This window comes from Microbacterium sp. dk485 (genome assembly GCF_004570445.1).
GTDB classification, from domain to species: domain Bacteria; phylum Actinomycetota; class Actinomycetes; order Actinomycetales; family Microbacteriaceae; genus Microbacterium; species Microbacterium wangchenii.
In genome coordinates, this window is sequence record NZ_SPQW01000003.1 from 239,597 (window position 1) to 252,857 (window position 13,261).

The 13,261-nt window shown below is 71.4% G+C and carries 12 protein-coding genes; 7 read left to right on the plus strand and 5 right to left on the minus strand.

All coding sequences use genetic code 11. The annotated features are described in order from the left end of the window. Positions 1 to 170: 170 nt before the first annotated feature. A complete protein-coding gene (locus tag E4V99_RS18320) occupies positions 171 to 1,211 on the plus strand; it encodes a LacI family DNA-binding transcriptional regulator (protein ID WP_135068463.1) in 1,041 nt (346 codons plus the stop codon). Positions 1,212 to 1,272: 61 nt separating this feature from the next. On the opposite strand, the gene rplL is transcribed toward E4V99_RS18320, so the two are convergent. Continuing rightward, positions 1,273 to 1,662 (minus strand): 50S ribosomal protein L7/L12, encoded by a 390-nt coding sequence (gene rplL, locus E4V99_RS18325; RefSeq protein ID WP_135068465.1) that lies wholly within the window; start codon positions 1,660 to 1,662, stop codon positions 1,273 to 1,275. A 44-nt stretch (positions 1,663 to 1,706) separates the two neighbouring features. After that, the gene (gene rplJ, locus E4V99_RS18330) at positions 1,707 to 2,222 is read right to left on the minus strand and encodes a 50S ribosomal protein L10 (RefSeq protein ID WP_135068467.1); all 516 of its coding nucleotides are present in this window, start codon (positions 2,220 to 2,222) and stop codon (positions 1,707 to 1,709) included. Positions 2,223 to 2,527: 305 nt separating this feature from the next. Here rplJ and E4V99_RS18335 point away from each other — a divergent pair, with 305 nt between their 5' ends. The 6 genes from E4V99_RS18335 to E4V99_RS18360 all read left to right on the plus strand — a co-directional run bounded on the left by E4V99_RS18335 (position 2,528) and on the right by E4V99_RS18360 (position 8,112). Next, positions 2,528 to 3,268, plus strand: a complete 741-nt coding sequence (locus E4V99_RS18335; protein WP_135068469.1) for a hypothetical protein — start codon at positions 2,528 to 2,530, stop codon at positions 3,266 to 3,268. A gap of 1 nt (position 3,269) precedes the next feature. Beyond that, positions 3,270 to 4,013, plus strand: a complete 744-nt coding sequence (locus tag E4V99_RS18340) for a hypothetical protein (protein WP_135118146.1) — start codon at positions 3,270 to 3,272, stop codon at positions 4,011 to 4,013. Between the two features lie 9 nt (positions 4,014 to 4,022). Continuing rightward, a complete protein-coding gene (locus E4V99_RS18345) occupies positions 4,023 to 4,676 on the plus strand; it encodes a YqaJ viral recombinase family protein (RefSeq protein ID WP_135068473.1) in 654 nt (217 codons plus the stop codon). A 99-nt stretch (positions 4,677 to 4,775) separates the two neighbouring features. Next, positions 4,776 to 6,464: an MDR family MFS transporter gene (locus tag E4V99_RS18350; protein WP_135118147.1), complete on the plus strand. Its 1,689-nt coding sequence runs from the start codon at positions 4,776 to 4,778 to the stop codon at positions 6,462 to 6,464. Between the two features lies 1 nt (position 6,465). Further along, the gene (locus tag E4V99_RS18355; protein WP_240742703.1) at positions 6,466 to 6,954 is read left to right on the plus strand and encodes a MarR family winged helix-turn-helix transcriptional regulator; all 489 of its coding nucleotides are present in this window, start codon (positions 6,466 to 6,468) and stop codon (positions 6,952 to 6,954) included. A 123-nt stretch (positions 6,955 to 7,077) separates the two neighbouring features. Continuing rightward, entirely contained in the window at positions 7,078 to 8,112 is a 1,035-nt protein-coding gene (locus E4V99_RS18360; protein WP_135118148.1) for an NADP-dependent oxidoreductase, read from the plus strand. Between the two features lie 11 nt (positions 8,113 to 8,123). Here E4V99_RS18360 and E4V99_RS18365 read toward each other — a convergent pair whose 3' ends face one another. The 3 genes from E4V99_RS18365 to E4V99_RS18375 are packed head-to-tail and all read right to left on the minus strand — an operon-like array spanning position 8,124 to position 13,211. Then, positions 8,124 to 10,049: an SDR family NAD(P)-dependent oxidoreductase gene (locus E4V99_RS18365; protein ID WP_209305658.1), complete on the minus strand. Its 1,926-nt coding sequence runs from the start codon at positions 10,047 to 10,049 to the stop codon at positions 8,124 to 8,126. Further along, positions 10,046 to 11,536 (minus strand): FGGY-family carbohydrate kinase, encoded by a 1,491-nt coding sequence (locus tag E4V99_RS18370; RefSeq protein WP_135118150.1) that lies wholly within the window; start codon positions 11,534 to 11,536, stop codon positions 10,046 to 10,048. Before E4V99_RS18370 ends, E4V99_RS18365 begins: the two co-directional genes overlap by 4 nt. 22 nt (positions 11,537 to 11,558) lie before the next feature. Then, positions 11,559 to 13,211 carry a glycerol-3-phosphate dehydrogenase/oxidase gene (locus E4V99_RS18375; protein WP_135068486.1) on the minus strand — a complete coding sequence of 551 codons (1,653 nt, stop codon included), beginning with the start codon at positions 13,209 to 13,211 and terminating at the stop codon, positions 11,559 to 11,561. Positions 13,212 to 13,261: the final 50 nt, after the last annotated feature.

Sequence of the window (13,261 nt, forward strand, 5' to 3'; positions counted from 1 at the left end):
GGCACAACAACCATTCATCACGACTGCATAACCGCCCATGGGAGCGCTCTCAGCACACCTGGAAGCGGTTGCGCGAGGGCCGCGGGTGGTCGCAACCGGTTCCATTTCCTCCGGGCCGCGGTTAGCCTTTCTGCGGCGAGGACGGTGCGACGGCGCAGCGAGGAGGCACCATGAGCGGGATCTCCGACGTCGCGCGCCTCGCCGGCGTCTCCAAGTCCACCGCCAGCCGCGCGCTCACGGGCAGCGGGTACGTCTCCGACCAGACACGTCGCCGCGTGGTCGAGGTGGCCGCATCCCTGGGATACGTGCCCTCCACCAGTGCCGTGAGCCTGGCCACGGGTCGCCTGCGTTCCGTCGGCGTGCTCGTTCCCACCGTGGCCCGCTGGTTCTTCGCCGAGGTGCTGGGAGGCGTCCAGTCCGCGCTGCTGGAGCGCGACCTCGACCTCACCCTGTACGAGGCACCGCCGGGGACAGCGGAGCGCCGTCGCATCCTGGCGGACTTCCTGCCCCGCCGGCGGTTCGACGGACTCATCGCGGTCGGGTTGGAGCCGGCCGAAGGAGAACTCGAGCATCTCCAGCGGATCGGACGCCCCGTCGTCAGCGTCGTGGGCGGGACGGGCTCGTCGAGCCTCGTCACCGTCGACGACGTGCACGCCGCGCGGCGCGCCACGGAGCACCTCATCGCCCTCGGGCACCGCAGGATCGTCTTCCTCGGCGGCGACACGGATGACCACTTCGCGCACGTGGACCGGCTCCGCCTGCACGGCTATCAGGCGGCCATGGCCGATGCGGGGCTCGCGGACCTCGTCCGCCACGTCGGCTCGGGCGTGAGCATCCCCGAGGGCTACGCCGCGGCGGTCGATCTGCTCGGCGAGACGCGCGCGCGTCCGACGGCGCTCGTCGCGGCCTGCGACGAAGTGGCCATCGGGGCGATCATCGCCTCTCGCCGTCTGGCGATCGCGGTACCCGGCGACCTCAGCGTCGTCGGCATCGACGACCACGAGTACGCGGAGATGTTCTCGCTCACGACGCTGCGCCAGCTCCCACGCGAACAGGGCCGCGCCGCCGTCGACCTGCTGCTGCGCACTATCGACGACCCGGCCCGCGCCCGGGAGGAGCTGCGCCTGCAGGCCCAGCTCGTCGTGCGCAGTTCGACGGCACCGGCAGACCCGGCTCTGGCCGTCGCCGTCTCGGACACCCGCCCGCGCTGACACGCCGACGGAACGGAAAAGGCCCCGGATGCGTCGCATCCGGGGCCTTTCACAGAGGGTGTTACTTGAGGGTCACCGAAGCGCCGGCCTCCTCGAGGGCAGCCTTGGCCTTCTCGGCGGTCTCCTTGTTGGCACCTTCGAGAACGGGCTTGGGCGCACCGTCGACGACGGCCTTGGCCTCGCCGAGGCCGAGCGAGGTGAGCTCGCGGACGACCTTGATGACCTGGATCTTCTTGTCGCCGACCGACTCGAGGACGACGTCGAAGGAGTCCTTGACCTCTTCCTCCTCGGCGGGGGCACCACCGGCGGGAGCGCCGGCAGCGGCGACCGCGACGGGCGCGGCGGCGGTGACGTCGAAGGTCTCCTCGAACGCCTTCACGAACTCGCTGAGCTCGATGAGGGTGAGCTCCTTGAACGCGTCGAGCAGCTCCTCAGTGCTGAGCTTTGCCATGATGTTTCTCCTTGATTGGGGTTTCGCTGTGCCGGGGCCCGGTGTCAGGCCGCGGACTCCTGCTTCTCGCGCAGCGCGTCGACCGTGCGGACGGCCTTCGACGGGAGCGCATTGAAGACGTACGCCGCCTTGGTCATCGTCGCCTTCATCGCACCGGCGAGCTTCGCCAGCAGGACTTCACGGCTCTCGAGATCGGCGAGCTTGTTGACCTCATCCGCGGTCAGGGCTGCTCCGTCGAAGAAGCCGCCCTTGATCACGAGGTGAGGGTGTGCCTTGGCGAAGGCACGCAGACCCTTCGCGACGGTGACCGGGTCACCGTGCACGAACGCGATGGCCGACGGACCCTTGAGGTCGTCGTCCAGTCCCGTGACCCCCGCATTGCCTGCGGCGATCTTGGTCAGCGTGTTCTTCACCACGGCGTATTCCGCGTCCTGACGGATGCTGTTGCGGAGCTCCTTGAGCTCGGCAACCGTCAGCCCGCGGTACTCGGTCAGCAGAACGGCGGTCGAGTCCTCGAAATGCTTCGTGAGCTCGGCGACCGATGCTTCCTTCTGCGCCATGGCCACTCCTTGTGTGTACGAGGCGCTCCGCGGAGGCGGGGCGCCGGCCGGGGACCATCGCGATGCAGGCAACAAAAAAGCTCCGGCGCAGGCGCACGGAGCTGGATTCAGGAGAATCGTTCTGTGTCACCTGCGTGGGCCCCTGCTGTGCAGAGCTTCGATCGGGTTGCACTTGCGCGCACACCGATGACCGACGGTCTTTGGCTTGCTCACCAGCATACGTGCCGGAGTTGCGTGCGGCAAATCCCGCATGGGCACAATGGGTGCCAGCACACTCACCCGGGGGGATGACGATGGCGTTGCGGATGGTTCTACCCGAATCCGAGCATTGGATCGAGGTCGCCGAGCGCGCCCGGGCGTTCGAACGCGCAACCGGCGAGGTCGCACCGCAGGACGTCGCGGCCTCAGCGGATGCTCCGGATGCCGAGCGCGCACTGTACGGCGACTATCGCCGTTACTCGCGGCTGGCGTGGGGCGCGCTGGCCACGGCGCTCTGGCTGGCCGCCGGCCTCACCTCCGCGCTGATCCCGAACGGATTCACCGAGACCCTCGAGCGCGAGCAGGGCACCGCGTGGGCGATCACCGCCACCGGCCTTCTCCTCACCATCGCACTGGCCGCCTTCTCCGTCCGGCTGCTGCGGTCGCTGCGACGGGCGGGACGGGCGCTGACGGAGGCGCTGGCCTACTGGGTGCGCCTGCCCTACCGGCGCGGCGAGCGGCCGCGAGCCGACCCCCGCTCCGGCCGCGCGCGCCGCACGCACACCGACCCGGCTCTCGCGCTGCGCATGGCGGGGGCGGGGATCTCGTGCTGCCTCGCCCTCCTCGGCGCGGGCCTGGCGGTGTTCGCCCTGCAGCGCGGCGAAGCGGGCGCGGCGCTTTCCGCCGCCCTGGTGGCAGCCGGGATGCTGCCGATCTCGGTCGGCGCGTTCGCCGACATCCGCCGCGCCGCCTTCGCCGTCTTCGCTCCGCCGACATCGGCGAGGGAGATGTTCGGAGTGGTCCCGGCCGACCAACCGTTTCCGCCCGCGCGCACCGGAGGGGCGTGACGTGTTCGCCTACATCCGCCCGGCGTCGCTCCCCCTGGTCGAAGCCGCCGAAGAGGCTCTCGCCGCCGGGCAGCGCGCGCCCTTCCCACCCGGGATGAACGCCACGCGGGCCGAGCGCGCGGCGACGACGGTGCGCGCCGACTACACGCGCGTGTCACGCTGGCTGCTGGGCCTGCTGGCGACGGCGGGCGCGGCCTTCGCCTCCCTCGGCGTGATGGCCGCCGTCGCGGCGCTGGCTCCCGGACTGGCGGGGCCGGTCATCGTCCTCGAGCTCCTCCTCGGCGGGGTCGCGATCGCGGCCGCCGCCGGCATCCCCTCCGTGCTCCTGCTGTGGAAGCTGCATACCAGCGGGCGCCGCCTCGCGAGGGCGGCCGGATTCTGGGCTGCGCTGCCCTACCTCGCGGGCGTGCGGCAGCCGGTGACGCGGGAGTTCATCCCCGTACGACTGCCGCACCGCTCCGCCGACATGCTGCTGCGGTTGATCACCGTGTCGCTGGGCATGCTCGCGGCGGTGTTCTCCGTCTCCATGATCTTCTACGCCACGCTCGTCACCCCGAACGCGGCACTGTGGGTGACCGCGATGCTGTGGTCAGCGCTGTTCGTCGCCGTCACGCTGGGCCAGTGCGGGGGGATCGTGCGGATCGAACGGGGGTACGGGTATCGCGATCCGAGCATCTACGACCGGCGGATGCGACGCTCGCGTGCGGCCGCGCGCCGTGTCGAAGACGTCGGCGCGCCGGGTTAGCCTCGAGGGGTGACCCCCGAACTCGCCGCCCGGATCGTCGCGGATTCCCGCGACCGCGTGGCGTGGATCCGGGCCCGCTCGCGGGGCATCACCGCGACGGACGTCGCCGCACTGACCAGTGAGCGCGCCATTGCGAAGGCCGCGGATCAGAAGCTGGGCGGCGGTGCCCGCTTCTCCGGCAACGCCTACACGGCACACGGACGCCTGCGAGAGCCGGAGATCGCCGCGTGGGTCGCCGCGACGCACGGCATCCAGCCCTCCTCCGCGCTGTTCCACGCGGTCGTGGAGAAGCGGCATCTGGCCACCCCCGACGGGGTGGGAGTGGACGCGGCGGGCCGCGTGGTGCTCGCGGAGATCAAGACGACGAACAAGGCCTGGCGCAGCATCCCGCGCTCCTACCTGCGACAGGTGTGGTGGCAGCAGCACGTCCTGGGAGCCGAGCGGACGCTCGTCACGTGGGAGGTGCACGACGGGTTCGTGCCGGTGGACGATGAGCCGCGGTGCCAGTGGGTCGACCGCGACGAACGGGAGATCGACGCGCTCGTGGGGCTGGCCACTGCCCTCATCGACGAACTGCACCGCCGGACGATGCACGCCCGTCAGGGCGCTGCGCCCGCACCCGCGCCCAGGGAGGCGTTCCGCGCTCTCGCGCTTGCGGAGTGACCAGTCTTTGACGCAAGTCAACCAATCGGCGTATCGTTGATGTAGATCAACTATGGCGCCGATGCCGTCGCGGAACCGTCACCTGCACGAAAGGGCCCCATGGCTCTCGATTCCTCCGCTGCGCCCGCCCGCCGTCGCGTCCTGCCCGCCCTGCTCGGACTGCTGATGGGCATGTTCGTGTCCATGCTGGCCTCGACCGTGGTCTCCACCTCTCTCCCGGTGATCGTCCACGATCTCAACGGCGACCAGGCCGTCTACACGTGGGTCGTCACGTCGACCCTGCTCACGACGGCGATCTCGACCCCCATCTGGGGCAAGCTGGCCGACTTGTTCAACCGCAAGCTGCTCATCCAGATCGCGATCACGCTGTTCGTGCTCGCCACGGCAGCCGCCGGGTTCTCCCAGAACCCCGAGATGCTCATCACCTTCCGCGCGATCCAGGGCATCGGCGCCGGTGGCCTCGCGGCCCTCAGCCAGGTCATCATGGCCGACATCATCAGCCCGCGTGAGCGAGGCCGCTACATGGGCCTGTTCGGCGCCGTCATGGCCGTCGCCACGGTGGGCGGCCCGCTCCTGGGCGGTCTCATCACCGACGCGTTCGGGTGGCGCTGGAACTTCTTCGTCGCCCTGCCCTTCGCCGTGGCGGCGCTGATCATCCAGCAGCGCACGCTGCACCTGCCGAAGCATCCGCCCCGCAAGGTCCGCATCGACTACCTGGGCATCGTGTTCCTCGCCGTGGCCGTGTCCCTCCTGCTGATCTGGATCACCAACGCCGGCCAGACCTACGAGTGGGCCAGCACCGAAACGGCCCTCATGGTCGGCGGCGCCGCGCTGGCGACGGTGCTGTTCATCATCACCGAGCTGAAGGTGTCCGAGCCCCTGGTCCCGCTGAACCTGTTCCGCAACGCGACCTTCACCCTCTCCGTGGTGGCCTCGATCGCGACCGGCCTGGCCATGTTCGGCACGTCGGTGTACCTCAGCCAGTACATGCAGCTCGCCCGCGGCGCCTCGCCGACCGAGGCAGGGCTCCTCACCATCCCGATGATCGCGGGCCTGCTGATCGCCTCGATCGTGGTGGGCGCCCTCATCACGCGATACGGGCGCTGGAAGGCCTACCTCGTCCTGGGCGCCGTCCTGCTGATCGCCGGCTCGTTCCTGCTGTCCACGATCCACTACGACACCTCGCTCGTGCTCGTGGGCGTCTATATGTTCCTCCTCGGCGCGGGCGTCGGAATGACGATGCAGAACCTCGTCCTGATCGTCCAGAACACCGCGGACCCGGCCACTCTCGGCACCTCCAGCGCGGCGGTGGCGTTCTTCCGCAGCCTCGGCGGCACCGTCGGCGTCTCCGTGATGGGCGCCACGGTCGCCGCCTCCGTGACCTCGTTGCTGGCCGAACGCCAGGCCGAGCTGGCGACCGCCATCGCGGGCCTCGGCCCGGCAGGGGCGGGCGTGGCCGACCAGCTGCAGTCCGGCTCGCTCCCCCAGGTGTCGGCGCTGCCCGAGGCCGTACGGGTGATCTTCGAACAGGTCTACGCGATCTCCATCTCCCACGCGTTCCTCATCGCCGTCCCCCTCGCCGTCATCAGTCTCCTGGCCATCGTCTTCCTGCCGAACCACCCGCTGACGCGCATGACCACCGCCGAGCGCATCGCCGCCAGCGAGGCCGACCTGGCGACGGTGTCGACCGCCGAGGGCATGGCCGCGCTCGGTGCCACCGGTGCTGTCGAGACCCTCCCGGAGAACGACCGGCAGCACGCGGGCCGGCGCTCGGGGAAGGATGACTGACGTGACCGGTGATCCCGCCCCGATCCCCACCCCCGACGACGGACGCCGGGAGGCCATCGACGCGCTCGAAGGGTCCTTCTCCGAGCTCGTGACGGTGTTCCGCCGGCTCATCGCCGAGGCGGCGGAGACGGCGAGCCCCGGCATGCTGCCGGGGACGTTCAAGGTGCTCTCCGCCATCAACCGGATGGGCCCGGTCACCCTCTCCGCGCTGGCGGAGCGACTGACCGCGGACAAGGGGCTGACCAGCCGCAGCGTCAGCGAGCTGGAAGAGCTCGGGCTCGTCGAGCGCACTCCCGATCCACTGGACCGCCGCTCGCGTCTGATCGCCGTCACGCCGCTGGGCACCGAACGCCTCACGGCCGCACGCGCTCCCCACAGTGGCCGCCTGGCCACAGCTCTCGCCGATTGGTCGGTGGAGGACATCCGCCACGCCGCCGTCCTGCTGTCGGCCCTCGCGACGGGGCGCGCACCCGCCGACGACGCACGGTAGCGGCCGCGGGAGCTTCTCCGGGCAGTGACCGCCGCGTAACACCGGCGAGACATTGCTCGGCTTGACTGGACATCGTCCCAGTCACCTGTGCTGCCGACGCCGACCGCACGGAAGGAGCGACGGATGAGATTCCGCCCGCTGCGCCCCGAGTCCGCTCCCACGGGCGCCCTCCTCACCCCGCCCGCCCCACCTCCCGCGAGGATGCGCGCCCAGGTGCTGGACTCCGTCGGAGACGCCGCGGCGCTGCGCCCGGCCGAGGTCGAGGTCCCCACCCCCGCGCTCAGCGAAGTGCTCGTGCGCGTCGTGGCCGCCGGGGTCAACCAGATCGACTCGAAGACGCGGGCCGGCGCCGGGGTGTCGGAACAGATCTGCCACTACCCCGCGACGCTCGGGTACGACTTCAGCGGTGTCGTGGTGCAGGCGCCCTTCGAGGCGTACCCCTTCCCGCCCGGCACCGAGGTGTTCGGGATGTCAGCCTTCCCCCGCAGTCCTGGAAGCTACGCCGAATACGTCGTCGCCCCCGCGCTGTCCCTCGCGCGCAAGCCCGCATCCCTCTCGCACGTCGAGGCGGCCGGGGTGCCCCTGGCCGCACTGACGGCGTGGGGCATCGTGGTGGAGACCGCGCTCGCACACGAGGGCCAGCGCATCCTCATCCACGCCGGCAGCGGCGGGGTCGGTCACTTCGCGGTCCAGTTCGCCGCCTACTTCGGGGCTCATGTCGTGGCGACCGGCTCCGCCCGCAATGCCGGCTGGCTCCGGGATCTGGGCGCCGCGGTCGTGGTGGACCACTCGACGCAGCGCTTCGAGGAGGTCGCCACCGACATCGACGTCGTGATCGACCTCGTCGGCAACGACTCCGCACACACCGGGAGGCGCTCGCTCGCCGTCCTGCGCCCCGGCGGCCTGCTGATCGAGGTGCCCCGCGGCACGTGGCCGGGCTTCGCCGAGGACGCGGCGGCCGCCGGCGTGCGAGCCACCGGCTACACCGTCATCCCCGATGGCGGCGTGCTCGCCACGATCGCGCGCCTGCTGGACTCGGGCGCCGTGCAGGTCTACGTCGACAGTGTCTTCGATCTGGCCGATGCCGCCGGCGCGCACGCCGAGCTGGAGCGGGGCCACGCGCGCGGCAAGGTCGTCCTACGCGTCAGCGACGACTAGAAGCCCGCGCTTCAGATCACGCGGTCGTTGCCGCCGTCAACGCTCACATGCGCGCCGGTGGTCGCCGGAAAGGACGTGCACAGGGCGACGACCGCTTCGGCGACCGTGGCGCTGCGCACCTCGACGCCGAGGAGGTTCCGCGTGCGGTACTCCGCCACCGTGAGACCGTAGTGAGCGGCGCGGGCCTCGAGCAGTTCCGGGGTCCAGATCGCCGTGTCGAAGACGGCATCCGGTTCCACCTGGTTGACCCGGACGCGGTCGGCCGCCCACTCCAGCGCGGCCACGCGTGCCAACTGCGCCGCCGCCGTCTTACTGGCCGAGTACGCCGCCGCGCCCGGACCGGGCGCCGCGACGTTCTTCGTGGAGACCAGCACGACCCGCCCCCCGCGGGGCGCTCGCGCCAGGACGGGGTGCACCGCGCGCAGGAGCCGCATGGGAGCGGTGACGTTGACGCGGAGGGCACGGTCCCATACCTCGTCGGCCACCTCGGCCACCGCCTGCGAGGGCGGGAAGATCCCCGCCGCGATCACGACGATGTCCACGCCGCCGAACTCGCGCACGGCGGTGTCCACCGCCGCGTCCAGCACGGCAGGATCGCTCACGTCACCCACGATGCTGCGCCAGGCGTCGCCGGAGCCGACCTCGGCCACGGCGTCGGAGAGGTCGACGCCCACGACCGCCGCACCATCGGCGATCAGCCGCTCGGCCACGGCGCGGCCGATCCCGGATGCCGCGCCCGTCACGATCGCGACCTCGCCGGTGAGCGGCCGGCGCGTGCGGCCGGCCAGTTTCGCCTGCTCGAGCGACCAGTATTCGATGTCGAACGTGTCGGACTCGTCCAGCGAGCGGTATCCGCCCAGGCGGTCGGCGGCGTCGATGACGTCCATGGTGTGAAGTGCCACATCGGCGGCCACCCGCAGGTCCGAGACCGACTCTCCCGCGAAGAGGCAGCCCAGCTCCGGATCGAAGATGACGCGGGGCGCCGGGTCGAGCTCGGTGATCTCCGTCGTTGCCCGCGTGCGATGCCGCGCGACGTAGTCGCGATACCGCGCCGCGTACGCGGCGACGTCGAGACCCACGAGCGGTTCCCGCTTGGTGTACAGCACGTGCTCGGGGGTCGCCGTCCCGCGGCCGGACACTGCCGCCACGTCGGGGCGCCGCGCGAATTCGTCCGCACGACCGGATGACGACTGCCGCACGAGCATCGGACGCCCGGCCGCGGTGGACACCGCCTCGCGCAGCTGCGCGATCGCCGCGACAGAGCCCGAGCGGTCGATCTCCGCCCCAGGATCGCCCCACACCGGCACGCCGGCGGCGGCGGACGCGCGGGCCACGAGGTCGCGGTGCCGGGCCAACGTCGCGTCCGGATCGTCGCCGAAGGTGAAGAGTCCGTGGTTGCTGAGCACGACCGCATCCACGCCGGACACGTCCGTCCCGGCGACCAGCCGCGCGAGGCCGAAGCCCGGTTTGACGTAGGGCAGCACGACTACCCGGTCGCCGAGCACCTCCGTGATGGCGGCGGGGGCGACGTCGCGGTTGGTGAGCGCGACGATCGCGTCGGCATGCGAGTGCAGCACGACCCGTCCGGGGAGGTAGGCGTGCAGCAGCGCCTCGATCGACGCGGTGGGTGCGGAGGCGTCGAGCGAGGCCTGACGCAGTTCGTTCACCATGGCGGCGTCGTCCAGCTGCTCCAGCTGCAGCAGATCGTGCAGGCGCGCGCGGCGCAGCGGTGCGAAGCCCGCGGCCTGGATCGTGGCGAGGTTCCACCCGCTGCCCTTCACCAGGACGAGCTCGACCGCTTCACCGGTGACGTCGACACCCGTGGTCTTGATCGAGGTGTTGCCCCCGCCGTGCAGGACATAGGCGGGGTCGGAGCCGAGGGCGCGGCTGACCCGCACGATCTCGGCCAGCGCGTCGGGCGACGAGGCGACGCTCACGCCGTGGCCTCCCATACCGCGCGCATGGCGCTGAGGGCGCGGTCGAACGTCGCTGACTGCCGCGCGTAATCCGCGGCGCATTCCCCCGGCTCGACCACGAGGCGCGGGTCCGGCTCCGCGTGCCACGCCGCGGTGTCCATGCCCACGCCCCGCGCGGCGAGCCACGCCACGCCACGGGCACCCAGCTCGGTGCCCAGCTGACGCCGCATGGGGTGCCCGACGACGTCGGCGAACATCTGCGCCCACACGGGGTTCTTCGCCCCGCCGCCGGCGAGCGTCCACGGTCCGGCGGAGACCTCCGCCCCGCTGGAGCGGACCTTGCCCAGCTGCACGCGGTGATACTGCGTGATCCCTTCGGCCACGGCGCGGGCCACGTGCGGATAGCCGTGATTCCCCTTGACGCCGAGGAAGGTGCCCGAGGCACCCAGGTGCTCGGGCGCCCCGTGGATGAAGGGCAGGAACAGCAGGCCGTCGGCCAGCGGCGGCGCGCTCTGCCCCGCGGTCAGCAGGTCGCGCGGCGTGACGGGGATCGTGGCTCGCGCGCCGAGGAGACCGGCAGCCCATTCGATGCTGGCCGCGGACGTCGGGGCGACCTCCATGGCGAGCATCGCGGCCGGATCGGGCAGCAGCGCGTTGATCGTGACGCGCGGCGGATCGGTGTCGGCCGGCACCACGACACTGTTGATCGCCCACGTGCCGACGATCACCGTGACATCGCCCAGTGCGGTCGCACCCGCACCCAGCGGGCTGGCGACGCAGTCCATGCATCCGGCGACGACCGGGGTGCCCAGCGGCAACCCGGTGCGCGCGGAGGCGTCGGCGGTCACGGCGCCGACGACCTCATCCGATGCGCGCAGCGGAGGGAACAGCCGAGACGAGTCGGCGGGAAGGCCCAGCAGCTCGAGCACGGCCGGCTCGTAGTCCCGGGTCGCCAGGTTCACCAGTCCGCAGCCGGACGAATCCGACAGGTCCGCCTGCGCCGAACCGGCCAGGCACGCGGCGATCCAGTCCTTGCACGTGAGCGCCCAGCGGGAGCGCTGGAGCACGTCGGGCTCGTGGTCGTGCAGCCAGCGCAGCAGCACGCCCGGCTGCGCGGCCCACGGCATCGACCCCGTGACGCGGCGCACGCGCTCCACCTCCGCGGCGTCCAAGGACGCCACGATCGCCTCGGCGCGATGATCCGTCGACGCGATGGCCGTGCGCACCGGGCGCAGGTCCTCATCCACGAGGTAGAGCCCGTTGCCGTGACCGGTGGCGGCGACCGCCGCGATCGTCCAGCCGTCTCGTGCGAGGTCGGCGGTGAGATCGCGCAGCACGTCGGCGACGACGTCCCACAGCGCGTCCATATCCACCTCCTGCCGCTCGCGCGAGACGGCGACGCGCGGGTTGGGGGCGGAGACGGTGCGGATCTCGTTGCCCGCCTCGTCGAAGGCGGCCGCCTTCGCCGAGGTCAGGCCCACGTCGATCCCGATGACACAGGTGCTCATGATGGTGTCCGCTCTCCTGTCCTCACGGGGTCTGCTCGAGACCGGGGGCGTCCCGCAGCGCTCTGGGCACGAAGCGCCGAACCGATACACGGTAGCGCGCGATCTCCGCGTCGGCGTGCTCCTCGCTCCAGCCGGCGTACGCCACCAGGACCGCCGCTGCGCGCGGTGCGCACGAGAGCCCCACATCGCTGTTCAACGCGATGACGGTGCGTCGCAGCAGCACGTCCTCGAGCGTCACAGCGCCTTCCTCCCGGACCGCGTGGAGGATCTCGGCCGCGATCGCGCCCGTCTCCTCGTCGACGATCTCGGCGAGGGCGGGGTCGGTCGCGGCGAGCATCTCGATCTCCCGCGCGAGCGTGCCGTACACGTCGGCGAGGCGAGCGGCGGTGCGCTCGGGCAGCGAGCTGCGCTCCACGAACGAGGCACGGAACTGCGCCACGTCCTCGGCGGGGGCGCCGGGGAAGCGCGCGTCGCGCGTCGGCGAGGTCTGCCTCCGGAGCCCCAGCAGCTTCTCGATCTTTCGCAGCGTCTGCTCGCCGAGCGCGCGATGCGTGGTGTACTTGCCGCCGATGATCGTCACGAGACCGGCGGAGTCCCCGTCGTGCACCACGATCTCGCTGTCCCGGCTGACCGAGGAGGGGTCGGTCAGATCTGCGACGTAGGGCAGCGGGCGCACCCCCGAGTAGGACCACAGCACGTCGTCGGGGGTGAGGCCGGCCTCGGGGATGATCGTGTTGACCGACGTCAGCAGATAGTCCACTTCGTCCCCGTCGATCGCGATGTCCTCGATCGACCCGTCGTAGGGCAGATCGGTCGTGCCCAGCATGAAGCGCCCGTCCCACCAGGGCAGGACGAACATGGGGCGACCGTCCTGCGGAGAGTCGAAGAAGACGCACGTGGCGGGGGCGCCGGGGAAGGTGTCCACCACGAGGTGGCTGCCCTTGGTGGGACCGATCCGCCGGGGGTGGGTTCCGGCGAGGGCGAGGACCTCGTCCGCCCAGGGGCCGGCGGAGTTCACGACGACGGGGGCGCGCAGTTCCTGCTCCTGGCCGCTCTCCCGGTCGCGGTAGACCACGCCGGCGATCCGCCCGCCTTCACGCAGCAGCGCCGTGACGGGAGTGTGCGTGAGCACCGTGGCACCGTTGCGCGACGCGTCGATCGCCAGTTCGGTGGCGAAACGCTCGGTCACCGGCACGTGCGCGTCCTGGAACAGGCCGCCCCACTTGACACCGGCCTTCGCCACCGACGGCCACTCCCGCGAGAGGCGGCCGCCGAACACGATGCGGTTCAGCGGCAGGCGCTTGCCGATCGCGAGCACGTCGTGCACGATGAGGCCGCACGACATCAGCCAGCCCGGCGTCTTGTTCCACTTCGCGAACGGGATCAGCATCGGATAGGGCAGCACCAGGTGCGGCGCCGCCTTCAGCAGGATGTCGCGCTCGCGGATCGACTCGAAGACCAGCGGGATCTCGAACCGCGGCAGGTACTTCAGTCCCCCGTGGATGAGGCGGGTCGAGATCGCCGACGTGCGTGCGGCGATGTCGTCACGGTCGATCATGACGACGTGGAGTCCGCGGGCGGCCGCTTCACGCGTGATGGCGAGGCCGTTGATGCCGGCGCCGATCACGACGACGTCGGCCGAGTGGGGCGCGCTGTGGGTGCGCAGAGTGGGCATGGGATTGTGTCCTTCGGGCGTGGGGGGGCCCCGGGGGGGGGGCCCCCCCC